The organism is Roseovarius ramblicola (assembly GCF_042430665.1).
Lineage (GTDB): Bacteria > Pseudomonadota > Alphaproteobacteria > Rhodobacterales > Rhodobacteraceae > Roseovarius > Roseovarius ramblicola.
This window is the reverse complement of record NZ_JBHMEC010000017.1, coordinates 475,229-493,932: the sequence shown is the minus strand read 5'-3', so window position 1 is coordinate 493,932 and position 18,704 is coordinate 475,229. Positions and strand designations below refer to the sequence as shown.

Here is an 18,704-nt window from a genome sequence, read left to right as displayed (position 1 = left end):
ATACCAATTATTGGTATCGCGTTCAACGCCCGTAGGCCGGGCTTCAGCCCGGCGTCCTCACTCCTCGCCGTCCACCCGGCCCCGCAATGCCTTGACCTCGCCGCGCTGCTTCTTGGCCGCCACGCGCTTGCGCTTCTGGTTTTGCGACACCCGCGTCGGGATGCGGCGCTTGGGTTTGACCGTGGCCTGTCGGATCAATTCCGCCAGACGGTCGCGCACGATCTCGCGGTTGCGGGTCTGGCTGCGGGTCTCGTCGCAGTGCAGCACGACCGCGCCCTCCCTGGTCCAGCGCCGCCCCGCGAGCCGCCGCAGCCGCGCCTTGACCGGGCCGGGCAGGTTGGGCGAGCGATCGGCCTCGAAGCGAAGCTCGACCGCGCTCGCCACCTTGTTGACGTTCTGCCCGCCGGGCCCCGAGGCGCGGACGAACTGCTCGGTCAGCTCCCAATCCTCGATGGCGATCTCGTCGGTGATCCTCAGCATGGGCGAATCCGGTTGACGCGGCGGGCGCAGGACGGGGCGAACCGTGCGGTTCGCGCGCCGAACCTGAAGGTTGAAAAGGGCCGCCCCGGTTCGGGACGGCCCTCCAGACGTTTCGGAGGCGGGCCGGTCAGGCACGCGCCAATCCGGGTGGCTTTCGCCTCGGGGCTGCCCTAGACGGCGGCCTCCCGGACTGTCCCGACACCTCGCTCCAATACTTCTATAGACACTGGACCACCTCCTTTCGCTTGTTGAACCTGGGACAAGCGTGCCACAAATTCTGCCCATGTCAAAACAAAATAATGTGGAGGCGGAAAAATCCGACGCAGGATGCTGCGTCACCGGTCTTGCAGCACCGCCACGCATTGGCGCGGCAGATCCGCCATGGTCAGCTCTCGGCGGGGCCTGGGCTTGGGCTTGGGCGCGTCAGGGTCCGGCGGCGGGGTGTTCAGGATGTTGCGCACCCACCCTTGGGCCTCGGCGCAGCCATCGCCCGGCGGCGGCGCGGCCTGCTCAACGCAACCCTTTGTATTTTCAGGACAATTCAGTCGTACATGGAAATGGTAATGGTGCCCCCACCAAGGCCTGATCTTGCGCAGCCAGGCGCGGTCGCCGGTCTCGTCCTCGCACATTTGCACCTTGGCACCGGGAAAGATGAAGATGCGCGCCGTCCGCGGGTCCTGTGCTGCGGCCTTGACGATCTCGTGATGGGCGCGCGTCCAGTTGTCGTTGGTATAGGCACCGTTGGCCCGTCTCATTGAAATCGAATGGATATTCTCCCGCGTCGCACGGCTGAGCGTCAGGTCGTCGGCCGGCCGCAGCCAGATATCGGCGTCGAGCCCCATCTGGTGGCTGCGGTGCCCCGACAGCATCGGCCCGCCGCGCGGCTGGCTGATATCGCCCACGTAAATCCCGTTCCAGCCCGGTTGCTGTGCCGCCTTTTGGGATAGTTTTTTAATTAAATCAATGGTTTCCGGGTGGGCCCAGTTGCGGTTGCGGCTCAGGCGCATGGCCTGCCATGTGGGGCCGCTCTCGGGCAGGGTGACGCCGCCGGCGAGGCAGCCCTTGGCATAGCTGCCATAGGCGGCGGGCGCGTGCTCTGACCCGCGTGGCTGCGCGCCGAAAAGCTGTTTGGCATGAACGCCTTGCATATCTTTCGGGATGCTCTGGCTCGACAGGATGGCGGGCGCGGGAGCGCGCTGCTGCGCATCCATGCACCCGGCGAGCGCCAGTGCGGCGGCGAGTATGGCGATACGTCTCACGGCGTGCGATCTCCCTCCGGCCTGACCCACCTTAGCAGCAACAGCCCCACCACGAAAAGCCCGATGACCGGCGCGATGCCGATCCGCGCGCTGCCCGAGAGCGTGGTGACAAGGCCGATGAGTGCCGGGGCGAGGAACGCGGTGGCGCGCCCCGACAGGCCGTAGAGGCCGAAATTCTCGGTCGGGGCCAAGGGGTCGGTATGGTGCACCATGAGCGTGCGGCTCGCGGCCTGAAGGGTGCCGCCGAGCCCGCCGATCAGCACGCCGCAGCCGAAGAAGATCGCGTCGGGCAGGGTCGAGCCTTCGGCCAGCGCCATGCCGAAAATCTGGCTGCGATCCATGCCCACGACGATGACGCAAACCGCGATCAGCCCCCAGATTGCCGCGACGATCACCGGTTTGGGGCCGAACCGCGCATCCAGCCTGCCGCCCACCCAGCTAAACAGCGCCGCCGAGATCGCGCCGATGATGCCGAAGACGCCCACCGAGGTGATCGACCAGTTCAGCACCAGGATCGCATAGGTGCCGCCAAAGCCGTAAAGCCCGTTGAGCGCGTCGCGGTAGAGCATCGACGAGCCGAGATAGGCGCTCAGGCTGAGGCGGTGGCGCAGGCCCTTGATCGTCCTGGCCAGAAGCCCGAGCGCGTCGCCGATGCCGCGCCCCGTGCCCGCAGGCCCGGTGTCGCGCACCCACAGGAAATATGGGATCATGAAGACGGCAAACCACAGCGCCGTGAACGGCCCGACAAAGCGGGTGCCCTCGCGTTGCGCCGCATCGAGGCCAAAGGCCGGATCGAGCCCGATCAGGGTCTTGCCGCTCGATTGTTCGACAAAGAGCAAAAGCATGATCAGCAGCGACAACACTCCGCCCGCGTAGCCGAAGGCAAAGCCCGAGCCGGAAAGCGCGCCGACCTCTTCCTCGGTGCCGAGCGAGGGAAGCTGCGAGTTGATGAAGATGAGCGCGTATTCCGCCCCGATGAAGCCGAGACCGAAGGCGAGAAGGCCGAACCACAGGTTCGAGCCGTCTGGCATCATCCCCCAGATTGCCGAGGCGCCCACCACGTACATGAGCGAGAACACCACGATCCACGGCAGCCGTCGCCCCGTCGTGTCGGCAAACGCCCCCATGACCGGTGCGCCCAGCCCGATGATCAATCCGCTGACCGTCAGCCCGGTGGACCACAACGCCTGCGCGCGCGCGTCGGCCGCCTGTTCGGGCAGGCCCGTGTCCATGTAATACCCGGTGGCGACCGACGCGAAATAGGGGCCGAAGATGAAGGTGACGAGCAGCGTGTGATAGGGTTGGCTCGCCCAGTCGAAGAAGAACCAGCCCCAGATGCGCCTGCGCTGCGATATGTTCGCCATGCTGCCCTCGCCCGTTTGGCGCGATAAGACAGGCTCTGGCAAGGGCTGGCAAGCTATTCCTGCGCCGGGCGCGCCCCCTCGTCCGGCATCGGCGGCCAGGGGCGCATGGCGTCGGCCTCGATCCAGGCGCGTGCCCAGCCGGGCAGCGGCGGCGCGGCGAGTTCGGGCTGCCCGAGCGCGTCCAGGACGTCGCCCGGGGGCACGATCCCGTCCTTGCCCGTCACGGCGGCGCGGTAGAGGATGTGGCTCGCGCACTCCCCGTCGCGCCGCCACATGGACTGTTCGAGATACACGAACCGATCGTCCCACGAGAGCAGCCGCGAGCGCATCTCGATGCGGTCGAACATGCGTACCCGGCGGCGGTAGCGCACACTCGCCCCCGCGATGGCCAGCCCCCAGCGCTGCCGCCGCAGCGCCGCGATCAGCCCGACACGCCGGGCCAGCGGGATGCGACCGAGGTCGTAGAGCGTCAGCGTGCGCCCGTTGTTGAGTTCGCGCCACAGGTCGATGTCCCAGGGCAGGCAATAATGCTGCGACGCATGGGTGCCGGTGAGCGGCAGCGGCGGGTCGTTGCGGTGACGCCAGAGTTGCCAAAGCAGGCGTATGACGGGGTACATCGGGCGTCTCCGGTGGTTGCGGCGCGGAAGTGGCAGGCGGGGCGCCCGACGTCAACCGCGACCGCGCGTCAGGCTTGCGCTCGGGCGCATGCCCGCATAGGTCTTGGGTCGTTCAGACAAGAGGGCCGGGCCACCATGCAATCGCTATTCCAGATCCTGATGCTGCTGCTCGATGTGCTGTGGTTCTTCGTCATCGCGCATGTCATCATGTCCTGGCTCATAAACTTCCAGGTTCTGAACCTGCGCCAGCAACTCGTGGCCCAGATATGGTATGCGCTCAACCGTCTGCTCGAGCCGCTTTATCAACCCGTCCGGCGCATCCTGCCCAACATGGGCGGCATCGACCTCGCGCCTCTGGTGGTTCTGATCGGTGTCTATGCTCTGCGGATCATCCTGATGAACAACGCGGCGGCGTTTTACTGATCCGGGGTCTTGTTCACCGAATCCTGGTGTGAAACACTGCCTGTAAGAGCAGAAATATAAAATCTTACAGGACCGCCATGCCGAGCGCTGCCACGCTTTTGCGCGATGTCTTCGGGTTCGATGCCTTTCGCCCCGGACAGGAAGAGATCGTGCACACCGTCGCCACCGGCTGCAACACGCTAGCGATCATGCCCACGGGGGGCGGTAAATCCCTGTGTTTCCAATTACCTGCGCTGCTGCGTGACGGGGTGACGGTGGTCATCTCGCCGTTGATTGCGCTGATGCGCGATCAGGTGCGGGGGTTGCGTGCGGCGGGGGTCGAGGCCGGGGCGCTCACCTCCGGCAATACCGAAGACGAGACGGCGGAGGTCTGGGCGGCGCTGGAGGCGGGGCGGCTCAAACTGCTTTACATCGCGCCCGAGCGGCTGGCCTCGGGGGCGGCGCTCGGGATGCTGCGGCGCGTCGGCGTGAGCCTCATTGCCGTGGATGAGGCGCATTGCGTCAGCCAATGGGGCCATGATTTCCGCCCCGATTACCTGCGCATCGGGGAGTTGCGCCGCGCGCTGAATGTGCCGCTCGCCGCCTTCACCGCAACCGCCGATGCCGAGACGCAAGCCGAGATCGTCGCCAAGCTCTTCGACGGGCAGCCGCCGCAGATCTTCCTGCACGGTTTTGATCGGCCCAACATCCACCTCGCCTTTCGGGCCAAGGACGGGCCGCGTCAGCAGATCATGGGCTTTGCCGCCGCGCGCAAGGGGCAGTCGGGCATCGTCTATTGTGGTACCCGCGCCAAGACCGAGAGCCTTGCGCAGGCGCTGTCGCAGGCCGGGCACAATGCCTGCGCCTATCACGGCGGGATGGAGGCCGATCAGCGCCGCCATGTAGAGCATCGGTTCAACACCGAGGACGGGCTGATCGTGGTGGCGACGGTGGCCTTTGGCATGGGCGTGGACAAGCCCGATATCCGCTGGGTGGCGCATGCCGACCTGCCCAAGAGCATCGAGGCGTATTATCAGGAAATCGGCCGCGCGGGCCGCGATGGCGCGCCCGCCGAGACGCTGACGCTCTTTGGCCCCGACGATATCCGCCTGCGCCGCACCCAGATCGACGAGGGGCTGGCCCCGCCGGAACGGCGCATGGCCGATCACGGGCGGCTCAACGCGCTGTTGGGTTTGGCCGAGGCGCTGGAGTGTCGCCGCGCCACGCTGCTGGGTTATTTCGGCGAGGCGGCGGAGCCGTGCGGGAATTGCGACCTGTGCGAGACGCCGCCTGAGACCTTTGACGGGACCGAGGCGGTGCAAAAGGCGTTGTCGGCGATCCTGCGCACCGAGGAGCGGTTCGGCGCGGGGCACCTGATCGACATCCTGATGGGCCATGCGACCGAGAAGGTGCGCGCGCGCGGGCATGACAATTTGCCCACCTTCGGCGTGGGCCGCGACATGGACAAGCGCGGCTGGCAGGGCGTGTTCCGGCAGATGATGGGGCATGATCTGGTGCGCCCCGATCCCGAACGGCATGGCGCGCTTGTGATGACCGAGACCGCCCGCCCGATCCTGCGGGCGGAAACCCCGATCCGCCTGCGCCGCGAGGTGGCGGATCGAACGCCGCGCCCGGCCGTCCACGCCCTGGTGTCGGACGAAGATGCGCCGCTCCTGTCGGCGCTCAAGGCCAAGCGCCGCGCGCTGGCCGAGGCGGCGGGGGTGCCCGCCTATATCGTCTTCAACGATCGCACGCTCATCGAGATGGCCGAGACACGGCCCGCCAATCTCGATGCGATGGCGCGGATCGGCGGGGTGGGGGCGACCAAGCTGGAACGGTATGGTGCCGCCTTTCTGGAGGTGATCCACGGTGCGGCAGAGGCGGTGCACCCCACCCGCCGCAAGCTTGCCGGGCGCGCGGCGGGCGAGGTCTATGACCGGCTGATCGAGGTGAGCCGCGACCTGGCGCGCGGGGATTGCGGCACGCTGCGCCCGCTTTCGTGCACCCATTCGACCCTGCGACAGATCGCCGAACGGCGGCCGTCCACGCTCGACGCGCTGGAACGCCTGCCGGGCATGGGGCCGCAAAAGGCCGAACGTTTCGGTGCGGCCTTTCTGGACGTTCTGCGCGCGACGGACTAACTGACCCGAAGCGCTGTCACAGGGAGATCCGCGGATGCTGGTTGTCGTCTCGCCCGCCAAGAAAATGGACATGACCCCGGTGGACGGGATCACGCCGACGCGCCCCGTCTTTCGCGCCGACGCCGAGGCCCTCGTGGAGGTGGCGCGCGGCCTCGATGTGGGCGATCTGCAAAAGCTGATGAAGATCAGCGAGACCCTTGCCCGGCTTAACGCGGACCGCTTTGCCGGGTTCGGCACGATGGAGGAAAAGCCCGCCGCGCTGGCCTTTGCGGGGGACACCTATCAGGGGCTGGAGGCGACGTCTCTTGACCCCGACGAGATGGCCTGGGCGCAGGATCATTTCCGTATCCTGTCGGGGCTTTACGGCCTGTTGCGCCCGCTCGACGCGATCGAGCCCTACCGGCTGGAAATGGGCAGTCGCCTCAGGACGGATCAGGGCCGCACGCTTTACGACTATTGGGGCGACAGGATCGCGACGGCGCTCAAGGCGCAGGCCGAGGAGATCGGGGCCGATACGCTGGTGAATTGCGCCAGCCAGGAGTATTTCGGCGCGGTCGATCGTGCGGCGCTCGGGCTGCGGGTGATCACGCCGGTATTCATGGAAGAACGCGGCGGGGAACCCAGGGTCATCAGCTTCTACGCCAAGCGCGCGCGTGGCGCGATGGCGCGCTTCGTCATCCAGAACCGCCTGCGCGACCCGGAAAGCTTGCTTGATTTCGATACCGGCGGGTATCGGCACGCACCCGACCTGTCCGAGGCCGACCGCCCGGTTTTCCTGCGCGATCAACCTGCCGCCTGAGAGGTCGTGCGCTCGGGCGGGCGCAGGTCCGGCGTGGCGGCGGCGGCGATGCGCTCGACGATGACCGCTCGCTTGAGCGGCTTGGTGAGGTAGTGATCAAGCCCGGCGGCGAGGATGTCGGCATCGTCACCGGTTATCGCATGAGCGGTCATTGCCACGATCGGCACATGCCGGCCCTGTCGTTTTTCGATCTTGCGGATGGCGCGGGTGGCCGCCTTGCCGTCCATCCCGGGCATGGAGATATCCATGAACACGATATCCGGCGCCATGCTCTGGTAAAGGGTGACCGCCTCGCGTCCGTTCTCGGCGAAGGTCAGTTCGATATCAAGCGCTTGCACCATCTTGGAAAACACGAGGCGATTGGTCTTGTTGTCCTCGGCGGCGAGTACCCGCATCGCGCGGGGCACGGCGGCGGCGGTGGAACTGCCGGTCCCGATTGCGGCATCGGGATCGTCTGACATAGCGGCGGCGTCCGGTGCGGAGAGGGCGGCCAGCGCCGTAACGAGGTCGCGACGCGCCACGGGCTTCTGCAGGACCGCCTGAACCTGGCCATGGGCGGGCTCCTGCGCGGCGCTGCCGGAATTGGTGCTGAGCACGATGATCTGCATGGCGTGGCCGCGCGCGCGCAGCTCCGCCGCAAGCTCGAACCCGTCCATGCCCGGCATGTGGTGATCGCAGATCAACAGATCGGGTGTGTCCGAGGCCACGATACCGAGCGCGGCGCGCGCATCGGCGCAGGCGGTGACCCGCATCCCGAGCGCTCCAAGCTGGCGTTCCAGGAGCGCGCGCGAGGTGTCGTGCGGCTCTACCACGAGGGCACGCGCCAGCGCCGGATTCGGGCGGGGCCCCTCCGGCATTCCGGGCTCCGCCGCCGGCAGGGGCAGCGACAACCCGAAGGTCGAGCCGCGGCCCTGCTCGGACTCGACCCACAGATCGCCGCCCATGAGCCGCACCAGCTTGCGCGTGATGGCGAGGCCCAGCCCGGTCCCCTCGAACTTGCGGCTCTGCGCGTCATCCACCTGGTTGAACTCGCCGAATATGTGGTCGATCTTGTCGGGCGGTATGCCGATGCCGGTATCCTCGATGCCGATACGGATATCGGCCTCGGCCCCTTCATCGGCCTGCACCCCGGTGACCCGGATCATCACGTGCCCGGCCTCGGTGAACTTGACGGCGTTGCCCACGAGGTTGGTGAGGATCTGCCGGATCCGCCCCGGGTCGCCGGTGAACCGGGTCGGCAGGAACAGGTCGTAATCGACCAGCAGGTCGATCCCGCGATCGCGGGCATCGGCCTGCATCAGGGTGACAAGCTCGTGGATGCAGCGCTCGAGATCGAATGGCTCGGGGTGCAGGACGAGCCTGTCAGCCTCGATCTTGGAATAGTCGAGCACGTCGTTGATGATGACGAGGAGCGCCTCGGCCGAATGCTTGATGGTGGTGACGTAGAGCCGCTGCTCGTCGTCGAGCGCGCCCTCGATCAGCAGATCGGCCATCCCCACGACCCCGTTCATCGGCGTTCGGATCTCATGACTCATGTTGGCGAGAAAGGCCGATTTCGCGCGGTTCGCGGCCTCGGCGCGGCGGCGGGCCTCCTTCAGATCCTTCTCGTGGCGGATGGTGGCGGTGATGTTCTGTACCAGGCTGACCACGTCGCCGCCCGCGCCGCGCCGGTCGGTGAGGCGGATATAGTGGTCGTTCCAGAGGCGGAGAACCTCCGGCCCGGGGGCCGGGGCCTGCCAGCGGTCGAGCATGTGCTCGCGCCAGCCCCGCGGGCTCATGTCGCCGATATTGACGATCCCCTCCTCGGTGATGATCTGCAGGATCTCGACATAGCTGACCCCCGGTCTCACCGCCTCGACCCCGTCGAACACGGCGAGCCAGGCATCGTTGGCGGCGATCATGCGGCTGTCGGCGTCGAAGAAGGCGAAACCGTCCTCGATGGTCTGGATTGAATGCCACAGCCGGCGCTCGGCGATCTCGATCTTTTCGTTGGCGGCGCTGAGATCGGATCTGACGCGGCGATTCTCGTCGCGCACGGAGCGGACCTCGGCGCGTGTCTCGGTGATCTCGTGGCTGAGCGCGCGGGCGTGCAGCCCGAGCTTGCGATTGGCGGCGTGAAGCTCCGCCTGCTTCTGCTCCAGCAGGCGTTCGGCGGCGAGGCGCGCGCGCCGTTCCTCTGCCAGCTTGTTCGCCAGGCTCATGCCCGTCCTCCGCCGCGCCGGATCGTGGTCAGGCCACAATCCGGCATCGTCGTCAACAAGCGGTTAAAGTCAGAAAAATAAAGGCTTCAGAGCGCCTCGATGGCGAGCGCGATGCCCTGGCCGCCGCCGATGCACATGGTGATGAGCGCGCGCTTGCCGCCGGTGCGCTCAAGCTCGTAGAGCGCCTTGACGGTGAGGATCGCGCCGGTGGCACCGACCGGGTGGCCAAGCGCGATGGCGCCGCCGTTGGGGTTGACGCGGGCGGCGTCGAGGCCGAGGCCCTTGTTGACCGCAAGTGCCTGAGCAGCAAAGGCTTCGTTGGATTCCACCACGTCGAAATCGGCCACGCTGAGCCCGGTTTTCGCCAGCAGGCTTTCCACCGCCGGGACCGGGCCGATGCCCATCACCTCGGGGCGCACCCCGGCATGGGCATAGCCCAGCACGCGGGCGCGCGGGCGCAGGCCCGCGCCCTCTGCCGCGCCGGCGCGGGCAAACACGAGCGCGGCGGCCCCGTCGTTGATTCCGCTTGCATTTCCGGCGGTTACGCTGCCGTCTTTCTGGAATGCGGGGCGCAGGCCGGCGAGCGCTTCGGGCGTCGTGGCCTTGGGGTGCTCGTCGGTGTCGAAGGGTACCATGTCGCGCTTCACGCGGACCTCGACCGGCACGATCTGCGACTTGAAGCGCCCCTCCTCGATGGCGAGCGCCGCGCGGCGTTGGCTCTCGAGCGCGAAGGCGTCCTGATCGGTGCGGCTAACCCCATGTTCTGCCGCAACATTTTCCGCCGTGACGCCCATGTGGCCGGTGCCGAAGGGGCAATTGAGTGCGCCGAGCATCATGTCGCGTGTGGTCACATCGCCCATCTTGGCGCCCCAGCGCTGATCGGGGATGATGAAGGGCGAGCGGCTCATGTTCTCGACGCCCCCGGCGAGGCCGAAATCGGCATCCCCCAGCATCAGGGATTGCACAACGGAAACAATGGCTTGCGCACCGGAGCCGCAGAGGCGGTTGACGTTCATCGCAGGCGCCGTGTCGGGGATGCCGGCGTCGATGGCGCTGACGCGGCTCACGTACATGTCGCGCGGCTCGGTGTTGATGACATGGCCATAGACCACGTGACCGATCTGCCCGCCCTCGACGCCGGATCGCGCAAGTGCCTCTTTTGCAACGATAGTTCCGAGCGTGGTGGGCGGCGTGCCCGCGAGGGCCCCGCCAAAGGTGCCGATGGCGGTACGGCAGCCGTCGAGAATCACGATATCGGTCATGGGGTCCTCCCTGTCAGGTTGCGCGGAGAGTAGCCACAGGGGGGCCGGGATGGCAACGGTGACATGGGCGCGCAGGGGCGAACCTGCAGGTTCAGCGCACGAACCGGGAGGTTCGCGCGCAGGCACGGGCTGTGAGGCAAGCGGTCGTTAACGCTTGCTGCTCATGGTGTCCGACCAGGCCTCGGTGCCCGTCATGCGCCAGGGGATCGGATGGTTCGAAATCTTGAAAAGATTTCGGCCCGATTTCTTTTCAAGAAATCGGTTGCGTGCCGGGAGTGAGCGGCACGCGCCCCGTTTCGTCCAGCAGCCAGCAGTCGCGCCCCTCGAACACGGCGGGCCAGAGCGCGCGGCCCTGGCCCGCGCCGCCGTCGAGGTCGATGCGGTTGCCGAAATGGGCCGGATGCGAAAGCGCGGTGTGGCCGTGGACCACCAGCCACGGGTGCGGGTCCGTGTGGTCGAGAAAGGGCGCGCGGATCCACATCAGGTCCTCGGGGTCCTGATCGCCGAGGGCGACGCCGGGGCGGATACCGGCATGGACGAAGAGGCGCGGCCCGTCCTCGTGCGAGCAGGGCAGGGTGGCCAGCCAGTCGCGATGGGCGCGCGGCACGGCACTGCGGGCCCCGGCATGGGCCTGATCGGGGTCGGGCGCGGTGATGCCGTAGGACGCGAGCGTCGCGGCCCCGCCAAGCCGGTTGTCGAGCCAGGGCAGGCCCGAGGCCACACGCCGCGAGTGCAGCGTCCCGTGATCGAGAAAGTCGAGGAACATCTGGTCGTGATTGCCGCGCAGCACGGTCCAGGGGCGGCCCTGCTGTTGCCCGCGGATCAGCCGGTCGATCACCGCGCGGCTGTCGGGACCGCGATCGACGAGGTCGCCGAGAATGACCACCGGCGCGTCCGGCCCGCCGTCGCGGGCGATGCGCTCCAGCGCCTCGTCGAGCAGGGCGTCGTGGCCGTGGATGTCGGGGATGGCGTAGATCGGATCGGTCATGGCGGCATGTAGAGCGCGGCTGGCGCGGGTTGTCCAGTGGGGGGCAGACGGCATCCGGGATCGCGGTCCGGGCGGCGCGACAGGCACGGCCCGCGGCCGCCGCGCGATGCCTTTGGCCGCGCCGCGATCACGCGCCCCATTTTCCCATCACCCTGCCGGCGATGAATGCGGTCAGCGCGCGGGGCGCAAGCCGCGGGGCAAAGGCGAAGATCCTGTTCATGGCGCCGGTCACGCGGATGCGGCGGCCCTGCATCATCGCCTGCCAGCCCGCGCGCGCCACCGCGTCGGCGCGGGCCGGGCGGCCCAGCTTCAGCAGGCCGATGCCGTGCATGTCGGCGGCGTCGAAGAACCCCGTTTGCGTCGCCCCGGGGCACAGGACGCAGAGGCGCACGTTTGTCCCGCGCAACTCCTCGGCCACCGCCTCGGTGAGCGACAGCACATAGGCCTTGGTGGCGTGATAGACGGCCATGTTGGGCCCGGGCATGAACCCGGCGGTGGAGCCCACGTTGAGGATCCGCCCGCCGCCCTGCGCGTCCATATGCGGTATGGCGCGGCTCATCAGGCCGGTGAGCGCGGTCATGTTCACCGCCATGGTCGAGAGGTCGCGCGCCCAGCCATCGACGCTGCCGAAGGCACCGTGGCGGCCCAGCCCCGCGTTGTTCACCAGGATGTCGATGCGGCGGTCGCGGCTCGCCTCCTGCCAGAGCCGGTCTGCCCCGGTCGCCTCCGACAGGTCGGCGGGGATCACGGCGATCTCGCCCGCGCGGCCCTGTAATTCCCGCGCCAGCGCCGCGAGCTTGTCCTGCGACCTTGCGGTCAGGATCAGGTTGCGCCCCTCGGCGGCGGCGAGGCGGGCAAACTCCGCGCCCAGCCCCTCGGAGGCACCGGTGATGAGGGTCCAGCCTGTCATCCGGCCACGCTGCCCCTGTGCGGGCGTCGCGTCAAGCGCCCTTGAGCGCCGCGACGCCGGGCAGATCCCTGCCCTCCATCCATTCGAGGAAGGCCCCGCCGGCGGTGGAGATATAGGTGAAATCCGCCGCCGCCCCAGCGCGGTTGAGCGCCGAGACCGTATCGCCGCCGCCGGCCACGGAGATGAGCCGCCCGTCGCGGCTGAGCCGGGCCGCGTGCTGCGCGGCGGCGTTGGTGGCGGCATCAAAAGGCGCGATCTCGAACGCGCCGAGCGGGCCGTTCCAGATCAGCGTTTTCGCGGTGTCGAGGGCGGCGGTGATGCGCGCCACCGCCTGCGGGCCCGCGTCGAGGATCATGGCATCCGGCGGGCAGGCATGGGCCCCCGTCACCTCATGTGCCGCCCCTTCGGCAAACTCGCGCGCCACGACCACATCGGCCGGCAGCAGGATGGTGCAGCCCGCCGCCCCCGCTTTCGCCATGATGTCGCGCGCGGTGGCGGCCATGTCGTGTTCGCAGAGCGAGCGGCCCACATCGAGCCCCATCGCGGCGAGGAAGGTGTTGGCCATGCCGCCGCCGATCACCAGGGTATCGACCTTTTGCACGAGGTTGCCCAGCAGGTCGAGCTTGGTCGAGACCTTGGCCCCGCCCACCACCGCCACGACAGGGCGCGCGGGATTGCCGAGGGCGGCCTCGAGCGCCTGCAACTCGGCCTGCATCAGCCGCCCCGCGCAGGCGGGCAGCAGGTGGGCAAGCGCGGTGGTCGAGGCATGCGCGCGGTGCGCCGCCGAGAACGCATCGTTGCAGTAGATATCGCCGAGGGCGGCGAGGCGGGCCGCGAAATCGGGGTCGTTCGCCTCTTCGCCGGGGTGAAAGCGGATGTTCTCCAGCAGCAGCACGTCGGCGGCGCGGGCCTCTTCGGTGAGGTTCTCGGCCCCCTCCAGGGTCTCGATCAGGCGCACGGAGCAGACGAATGCCGCCTCGAGCGCGGGCACCGTCACGCGCAGCGACATGGACGGGACGACCTTGCCCCTGGGCCGGTCGAAATGGGCGACCAGCATGGGCTTGCCGCCACGGGCGAGGATGTCGGTGACGGTGGGCACGATCCGCTCTATCCGGGTGGTGTCGGTCACGGCACCCTTGTCCACCGGCACGTTGATATCCACGCGCACCAGCACGCGCTTGCCCGCGAGGTCCATGTCGTCGAGGGTTTTCCAGCTCATGGCGCGGACGCCTCCCTGTTGATCCCATGTCGCGCCCCTATTGGCGCGGGGGGCCGGCGGCGTCAACCTGCGTGCTTGGCATCGGCACGCGTTCGTCCTAGGTATCGGGCGACCACGCAAAAAGGAGCGCCCGATGGCCGAGATCAAGGACCCCGAGAACACCATCCTCATGGAGCTGAAGGACGGCACCGTCACCATCGAGCTTCTGCCCGATATCGCGCCGGGGCATTGCGAGCGGATGAAGGCGCTGGCGCGCGCCGGGAAATATGACAACGTCGCCTTTCACCGGGTGATCGACGGCTTCATGGCGCAGACCGGCGACGTGCAGCACGCCAACATGGAACAGGATTACAACCCGCGCCGCGCGGGCACCGGCGGCAGCGATCTGCCCGATCTCAAGGCCGAGTTCTCGAAGATCCCGCATGACCGCGGCACGCTGGGTGCCGCCCGCAGCCAGAACCCGAACAGCGCCAACAGCCAGTTCTTCATCAGTTTCAAGGACAACCATTTCCTCAACGGGCAGTACACGGTCTATGGAAGGGTGATTTCGGGCATGGAGCATGTCGATGCCATCACCAAGGGCGAGCCGCCCGCGAACCCCGACCGCATGATCAGCGTGACGGTGGCCGCCGATGCGTAAGCTTGTCCTTGCTTTCACCCTCCTGGCGAGCCCTGCGCTCGGGACCGGCCTCGACATCGAGGTAACAGGCGAGGCCAACGGCATCGTCAGCATCGACCTTCTGGAGGATGTGGCCCCGAACCACGTGGCGCAGATCACCGCGCTGGCCGAAGAGGGGGCCTATGACGGGGTGGTGTTCCACCGCGTGATCGACGGTTTCATGGCGCAGACCGGCGATGTCGCGTTCGGCAGGCTCGAGGGCGGCGACATGGCGATGGCGGGGCGCGGCGGCAGCGACCGGCCCGATCTCGAGGCCGAATTCTCGGACATCCCGTTCGAGCGCGGCGTGGTCGGCATGGCACGCTCGCGCGATCCCGACAGCGCCAATTCGCAGTTCTTCATCATGTTTGCCCCGGCACCGAACCTCGACGGCCAATATACCGTGGTGGGCCGCGTGACGGACGGCATGGACGTGGTCGATGCCATCAAGCGCGGGCGCGGGCAGAACGGCGCGGTGATCGGGCGGCCCGACGCGATGACCGAAGTCACCGTCACCGAGTGAGCACGCCGCCGCCCGCCCCCGCGCCGCGCGCGCTGGCCCCCGGCCTCTGGGCGCTGGAGGGCGCGGTCGTGCCGTGGCGCATGGGCGTGCCGATGCCGCTGCGCACGGTGGTGGCGCGGCTGGGCGGCGGGGCGCTCTGGGTCCATGCGCCGGGGCCGCTCATGCCCGAGCTGGCCGACTGGCTGGATGCGCAGGGCCGCGTGGCGCATCTGGTGGCCCCCGCCGCGCCCGCACTGCCGTGGCTGGAGGACTGGCAGGCGGCGTATCCGGCGGCGCGGGCGTGGCGCGGGGCAGAGATGGCCGAGGCCCCGTGGCGGCGCGAGATAAGGCCGCTGAGCATGTCCGGCACCGAATGCGAGACCGTGTTCCTGCACCGCGAGAGCCGCTCGGTGATCCTGTCGCGGCTGATGATGGCGGTCGAGACCGGGCCGTTGCCGCCCTGGGCGCGGGTGCCGGTCTGGCTGGCGGGGATCGACGACAGCGACGGCAAGCCGCCGCCGGGCCTGCCGGGCCGCGTGGGCGGGCGCGGGGCCGTGGGCGACCTGGTGGAAAAGGTGCTCGACTGGGGGCCGGAGCGGCTCATCCTCACGCATGGGCGGTGTTACGAGGCCGACGCGGGCGGCGAGCTGCGGCGCGCCATGCGCCGGATCATGCGCGACCGGCTCTGGGACCGGGCGCTGAGCGAGGCGAAGCGGCGCTGACGCAGGGTCACATTCGCGTGGGCGGGGCTGGCCCGAATCCCGCGTCCGGCGCATCCTGCCGCCGTCAGTCACGACCGCAGGAGCGTCCTCCATGCCCCGGTTTCCCACGACCCGGATTTTCACCTTTCTCGCGGCGATGCTGGTCCTCGTGCCGCTGGTCCTCGTGCCGCTGGCCCATGCCAACCCGTCGCAGTGGCGGGCCGAGTGGCCGCGGACCGATTTCTCGGAGACGAGCATCGACGACTGGTCCGAGATCATGTCGGGCGGGCCGCCCAAGGACGGCATCCCCGCCATCGACGACCCGCGATTCCTGCGCGCGACGGACGACACGGCGCTGCGCGGGCGCGAGCCGGTCATCACCGTCGAGATCGACGGGGCCGCGCCGCGCGCCTACCCGATCCGCTACCTGATGTGGCACGAGATCGTCAACGACACCGTTGGTGGCGTGCCGGTGGCGGTGACCTATTGCCCGCTGTGCAACTCGGGCATGATCTTCGACCGGCGGGTGCGGGGCCGGGTGCTGAGCTTTGGCGTGTCGGGCAAGCTGCGCCATTCCGACATGGTGATGTATGACCGGCAGACCCAGAGCTGGTGGCAGCAGGCGATCGGCGAGGGGATCGTGGGCGAGATGACCGGGGTGGAGCTGCGGCAATTGCCGGCATGGATGGAAAGCTGGGATCAGTACCGCGCGCGCAACCCGCAGGGGCTGGTGATGGCCGAGCCCGCGCATGACCGCTCCTACGGGCGCAACCCCTATCGCGGCTATGACCGCTCCGCGCGGCCGTTTCTCTACAATGGCGAGGATCCGCCGCACGGCATCCCGCCGCTGGCGCGCGTGGTGCGGGTGGGCGACCGCGCCTGGCCGCTGACGCGGATCCGCGACGAGGGCGGGGTGCGCGAGGCGGGGCTGGCGATAAGCTGGGAGGAAGGGCAGGCCTCGGCGCTGGATCGCGGCGTCATCTCGGAGGGCCGTGAGGTGGGCACGGTGCGGGTGCGGGACGGGCAGGGGCGCGACGTGGCGCATGACGTGATGTTCGCCTTCGCGTTTCACGCCTTCTGGCCCGACGGGCGGTGGATGCTGCGCTAGACCGCGCCCGCGTTCCCTCGCTGTCACGCGGCACGTTCCAACGGCTCGATTTCGCATGGTCGCGGCGCTCAAGACCGGGCCCCGCTTTTGAGCAACATGCTTTGGTGTCAGCCGCCTGACAGACGGCACCCGGCCTGACCCCGGTGCGCCCCCGGCGGCGTCGTGGAGGGTAACGGGGCAGGCGTGCGGGGCGGTGCCGTTCGTGGAGGGGGCGTCGTGGAGGGGGCGAATCGCCTGGAGGGGACATTGTGATAAGCCGCGCCATCGCATGTCCGCGGGCAGGCGAACCAACAGAACTTCAGAGCACTTTATTACAGCCACATCCGCAAAACATGCGATCGGCGCGCTGGCTTGACCACATCGCCAGTCCGTCACGCCAGAGGCGTGCCGCGTATACCGGCGCACCTCCGGTGCGACGGGGCGGACATGCGATGGCGCGGCGGGCTTCGCCCTTGATTCCGCGCCGGGGCCGGAGAGGTGAACGACCCCTCCAGGCGATTCCTTGTCGGCTGCTCCGATCCGCTGCACCGCACAGTCCGGGCTCTCACCCGGCGGTCGCCGCCCGCTGTCCGGGACCGGTGCCATCGCGGCTCATTTCAGGACCGACCGCCCGGCATAGCGCGCGCTCTCGCCCAGCATCTCCTCGATGCGGATGAGCTGGTTGTATTTCGCCAGCCGGTCCGACCGCGCGAGGCTGCCGGTCTTGATCTGTCCGCAATTGGTGGCCACGGCGAGATCGGCGATGGTGGCGTCCTCGGTCTCGCCCGAGCGGTGCGACATCACGTTGGTCATGCCCGCGCGGTGCGCCATCTCCACCGCCTGCAGAGTCTCGGTCAGCGTGCCGATCTGGTTGACCTTGACCAGCATGGCATTGGCCGCACCGCGGTCGATGCCCTCGGCCAGCCGCGCAGGATTGGTCACGAACAGGTCGTCGCCGACAAGCTGCACGCGGTCGCCGATGGCATCGGTCAGCGTCTTCCAGCCGTCCCAGTCATCCTCGGACATGCCGTCCTCGATGGAGGCGATCGGATAATCGGCGCAGAGCGCTTGCAGATACTCCGCATTCTCCGCGCCCGACAGGCTCAGCCCCTCGCCGGAGATCTCGTATTTGCCGTCACGGTAGTATTCCGTCGCCGCGCAATCGAGCGCGAGGAAGATGTCCTCGCCGGGGGCATAGCCCGCCTTTTCGATGGACCGCAGGATGAAATCCAGCGCCTCGCGCGTGCCCGACAGGTTCGGCGCGAAGCCGCCCTCGTCGCCGACGCCGGTGGCAAGCCCGGCGGCGCTCAATTCCTTTTTCAGCGTGTGGAACACCTCGGCCCCCATGCGCACCGCCTCGCGGATGCTGCCGGCGCTCACCGGCATGATCATGAATTCCTGGATGTCGATGGGGTTGTCGGCATGCTCGCCGCCATTGATGATGTTCATCATCGGCACCGGCAGCACCCGCGCCGAGGTGCCGCCCACGTAGCGATAAAGCGGGACGGCGCTGTAATCGGCGGCGGCGCGGGCGGCCGCGAGGCTGACGCCGAGGATCGCGTTGGCCCCCAGCCGCCCCTTGTTGGGGGTGCCGTCAAGCTCGATCATGGTCTCGTCCACGGCCACCTGCTCGGTCGCATCCATGCCCAAGAGCGCCTCGGCGATCTCGCCGTTGACGCTGGCGCAGGCCTCCAGCACGCCCTTGCCGCCATAGCGCACCGGATCGCCGTCGCGCTTCTCAACCGCCTCATGCGCGCCGGTGGAGGCCCCCGACGGGACAGCGGCGCGGCCCATCGTGCCGTCCTCCAGCGTGACCTCGACCTCCACCGTCGGGTTGCCCCGGCTGTCAAGGATTTCGCGGGCGTGAATGTCGATGATGCTGCTCATGGCGTGCCTGTCCCGGAGTTGACTGAATCCTGACCGCCAATAGCAAGAAACCCCGGCAATGCAAACGCGGCACATGCCGCGCGGCCGGTGGTCGCCATGTGACACGGGATACCCGATGGACGCGGGGGGCACGGGCCCGGCATCCCTGATGCGATCCGGTCGGATGACGACCGGACGCCGGAACCGCGAGCTATGCCGGAGCGGGGCTGTTGGCGGGTTCTGGGCCT

17 protein-coding genes are annotated in these 18,704 nt (G+C 68.4%); 7 read left to right on the top strand and 10 right to left on the bottom strand.

All coding sequences use genetic code 11. The features are described from left to right. Positions 1 to 57: 57 nt before the first annotated feature. The 4 genes from arfB to ACFFU4_RS13035 form a co-directional block, all read right to left on the bottom strand. Complete coding sequence (gene arfB, locus ACFFU4_RS13050; protein ID WP_377070207.1) at positions 58 to 480, bottom strand: alternative ribosome rescue aminoacyl-tRNA hydrolase ArfB; 423 nt, start codon at positions 478 to 480, stop codon at positions 58 to 60. Between the two features lie 335 nt (positions 481 to 815). Then, positions 816 to 1,628, bottom strand: a complete 813-nt coding sequence (gene mepA / locus ACFFU4_RS13045; protein ID WP_377070340.1) for a penicillin-insensitive murein endopeptidase — start codon at positions 1,626 to 1,628, stop codon at positions 816 to 818. Between the two features lie 107 nt (positions 1,629 to 1,735). Beyond that, positions 1,736 to 3,103, bottom strand: coding sequence for an MFS transporter (locus ACFFU4_RS13040; protein WP_377070206.1), 1,368 nt, complete (start codon positions 3,101 to 3,103; stop codon positions 1,736 to 1,738). A 53-nt stretch (positions 3,104 to 3,156) separates the two neighbouring features. After that, on the bottom strand, positions 3,157 to 3,720 hold the full coding sequence (locus ACFFU4_RS13035) for an acyl-CoA thioesterase (RefSeq protein ID WP_377070205.1): 564 nt from the start codon (positions 3,718 to 3,720) through the stop codon (positions 3,157 to 3,159). A gap of 135 nt (positions 3,721 to 3,855) precedes the next feature. Between ACFFU4_RS13035 and ACFFU4_RS13030 the strand changes: the two genes are divergently transcribed. From ACFFU4_RS13030 to yaaA, 3 genes are all read left to right on the top strand, one after another. Continuing rightward, the gene (locus ACFFU4_RS13030; protein ID WP_377070204.1) at positions 3,856 to 4,143 is read left to right on the top strand and encodes a YggT family protein; all 288 of its coding nucleotides are present in this window, start codon (positions 3,856 to 3,858) and stop codon (positions 4,141 to 4,143) included. 77 nt (positions 4,144 to 4,220) lie between these two features. After that, positions 4,221 to 6,263, top strand: coding sequence for a DNA helicase RecQ (recQ, locus tag ACFFU4_RS13025; protein ID WP_377070203.1), 2,043 nt, complete (start codon positions 4,221 to 4,223; stop codon positions 6,261 to 6,263). A 34-nt stretch (positions 6,264 to 6,297) separates the two neighbouring features. Beyond that, positions 6,298 to 7,062: a peroxide stress protein YaaA gene (gene yaaA / locus ACFFU4_RS13020; protein WP_377070202.1), complete on the top strand. Its 765-nt coding sequence runs from the start codon at positions 6,298 to 6,300 to the stop codon at positions 7,060 to 7,062. On the opposite strand, the gene ACFFU4_RS13015 is transcribed toward yaaA, so the two are convergent. The 5 genes from ACFFU4_RS13015 to ACFFU4_RS12995 form a co-directional block, all read right to left on the bottom strand. Beyond that, on the bottom strand, positions 7,047 to 9,263 hold the full coding sequence (locus ACFFU4_RS13015) for a response regulator (RefSeq protein ID WP_377070201.1): 2,217 nt from the start codon (positions 9,261 to 9,263) through the stop codon (positions 7,047 to 7,049). The genes yaaA and ACFFU4_RS13015 overlap by 16 nt on opposite strands. A gap of 86 nt (positions 9,264 to 9,349) precedes the next feature. Continuing rightward, positions 9,350 to 10,525, bottom strand: a complete 1,176-nt coding sequence (locus tag ACFFU4_RS13010) for an acetyl-CoA C-acyltransferase family protein (RefSeq protein ID WP_377070200.1) — start codon at positions 10,523 to 10,525, stop codon at positions 9,350 to 9,352. A 250-nt stretch (positions 10,526 to 10,775) separates the two neighbouring features. Then, positions 10,776 to 11,513 carry a metallophosphoesterase family protein gene (locus ACFFU4_RS13005; protein WP_377070199.1) on the bottom strand — a complete coding sequence of 246 codons (738 nt, stop codon included), beginning with the start codon at positions 11,511 to 11,513 and terminating at the stop codon, positions 10,776 to 10,778. A 127-nt stretch (positions 11,514 to 11,640) separates the two neighbouring features. Next, on the bottom strand, positions 11,641 to 12,423 hold the full coding sequence (locus tag ACFFU4_RS13000) for an SDR family NAD(P)-dependent oxidoreductase (protein ID WP_377070198.1): 783 nt from the start codon (positions 12,421 to 12,423) through the stop codon (positions 11,641 to 11,643). Positions 12,424 to 12,454: 31 nt separating this feature from the next. Continuing rightward, positions 12,455 to 13,642 (bottom strand): phosphoglycerate kinase, encoded by a 1,188-nt coding sequence (locus tag ACFFU4_RS12995; RefSeq protein ID WP_377070197.1) that lies wholly within the window; start codon positions 13,640 to 13,642, stop codon positions 12,455 to 12,457. A gap of 133 nt (positions 13,643 to 13,775) precedes the next feature. Between ACFFU4_RS12995 and ACFFU4_RS12990 the strand changes: the two genes are divergently transcribed. From ACFFU4_RS12990 to ACFFU4_RS12975, 4 genes are all read left to right on the top strand, one after another. Next, positions 13,776 to 14,282 carry a peptidylprolyl isomerase gene (locus ACFFU4_RS12990; protein ID WP_377070196.1) on the top strand — a complete coding sequence of 169 codons (507 nt, stop codon included), beginning with the start codon at positions 13,776 to 13,778 and terminating at the stop codon, positions 14,280 to 14,282. After that, positions 14,275 to 14,823, top strand: a complete 549-nt coding sequence (locus tag ACFFU4_RS12985; protein ID WP_377070195.1) for a peptidylprolyl isomerase — start codon at positions 14,275 to 14,277, stop codon at positions 14,821 to 14,823. The genes ACFFU4_RS12990 and ACFFU4_RS12985 overlap by 8 nt, the downstream gene beginning before the upstream one ends. Next, entirely contained in the window at positions 14,820 to 15,524 is a 705-nt protein-coding gene (locus ACFFU4_RS12980) for a DUF4336 domain-containing protein (protein ID WP_377070194.1), read from the top strand. The genes ACFFU4_RS12985 and ACFFU4_RS12980 overlap by 4 nt, the downstream gene beginning before the upstream one ends. Before the next feature lie 91 nt (positions 15,525 to 15,615). After that, positions 15,616 to 16,611, top strand: a complete 996-nt coding sequence (locus tag ACFFU4_RS12975; RefSeq protein WP_377070193.1) for a DUF3179 domain-containing protein — start codon at positions 15,616 to 15,618, stop codon at positions 16,609 to 16,611. A gap of 591 nt (positions 16,612 to 17,202) precedes the next feature. Here the strand turns inward: ACFFU4_RS12975 and eno are convergent. After that, the gene (gene eno / locus ACFFU4_RS12970; RefSeq protein WP_377070192.1) at positions 17,203 to 18,477 is read right to left on the bottom strand and encodes a phosphopyruvate hydratase; all 1,275 of its coding nucleotides are present in this window, start codon (positions 18,475 to 18,477) and stop codon (positions 17,203 to 17,205) included. Positions 18,478 to 18,704 lie beyond the last annotated feature (227 nt).

What these genes read in the sequence shown, in the direction of transcription:
- arfB (WP_377070207.1), bottom strand. Translation starts at nt 480, where the DNA reads ATGCTGAGGATCACCGACGAGATCGCCATCGAGGATTGGGAGCTGACC.
- mepA (WP_377070340.1), bottom strand. Translation starts at nt 1,628, where the DNA reads ATGCAAGGCGTTCATGCCAAACAGCTTTTCGGCGCGCAGCCACGCGGG.
- ACFFU4_RS13040 (WP_377070206.1), bottom strand. Translation starts at nt 3,103, where the DNA reads ATGGCGAACATATCGCAGCGCAGGCGCATCTGGGGCTGGTTCTTCTTC.
- ACFFU4_RS13035 (WP_377070205.1), bottom strand. Translation starts at nt 3,720, where the DNA reads ATGTACCCCGTCATACGCCTGCTTTGGCAACTCTGGCGTCACCGCAAC.
- ACFFU4_RS13030 (WP_377070204.1), top strand. Translation starts at nt 3,856, where the DNA reads ATGCAATCGCTATTCCAGATCCTGATGCTGCTGCTCGATGTGCTGTGG.
- recQ (WP_377070203.1), top strand. Translation starts at nt 4,221, where the DNA reads ATGCCGAGCGCTGCCACGCTTTTGCGCGATGTCTTCGGGTTCGATGCC.
- yaaA (WP_377070202.1), top strand. Translation starts at nt 6,298, where the DNA reads ATGCTGGTTGTCGTCTCGCCCGCCAAGAAAATGGACATGACCCCGGTG.
- ACFFU4_RS13015 (WP_377070201.1), bottom strand. Translation starts at nt 9,263, where the DNA reads ATGAGCCTGGCGAACAAGCTGGCAGAGGAACGGCGCGCGCGCCTCGCC.
- ACFFU4_RS13010 (WP_377070200.1), bottom strand. Translation starts at nt 10,525, where the DNA reads ATGACCGATATCGTGATTCTCGACGGCTGCCGTACCGCCATCGGCACC.
- ACFFU4_RS13005 (WP_377070199.1), bottom strand. Translation starts at nt 11,513, where the DNA reads ATGACCGATCCGATCTACGCCATCCCCGACATCCACGGCCACGACGCC.
- ACFFU4_RS13000 (WP_377070198.1), bottom strand. Translation starts at nt 12,423, where the DNA reads ATGACAGGCTGGACCCTCATCACCGGTGCCTCCGAGGGGCTGGGCGCG.
- ACFFU4_RS12995 (WP_377070197.1), bottom strand. Translation starts at nt 13,642, where the DNA reads ATGAGCTGGAAAACCCTCGACGACATGGACCTCGCGGGCAAGCGCGTG.
- ACFFU4_RS12990 (WP_377070196.1), top strand. Translation starts at nt 13,776, where the DNA reads ATGGCCGAGATCAAGGACCCCGAGAACACCATCCTCATGGAGCTGAAG.
- ACFFU4_RS12985 (WP_377070195.1), top strand. Translation starts at nt 14,275, where the DNA reads ATGCGTAAGCTTGTCCTTGCTTTCACCCTCCTGGCGAGCCCTGCGCTC.
- ACFFU4_RS12975 (WP_377070193.1), top strand. Translation starts at nt 15,616, where the DNA reads ATGCCCCGGTTTCCCACGACCCGGATTTTCACCTTTCTCGCGGCGATG.
- eno (WP_377070192.1), bottom strand. Translation starts at nt 18,477, where the DNA reads ATGAGCAGCATCATCGACATTCACGCCCGCGAAATCCTTGACAGCCGG.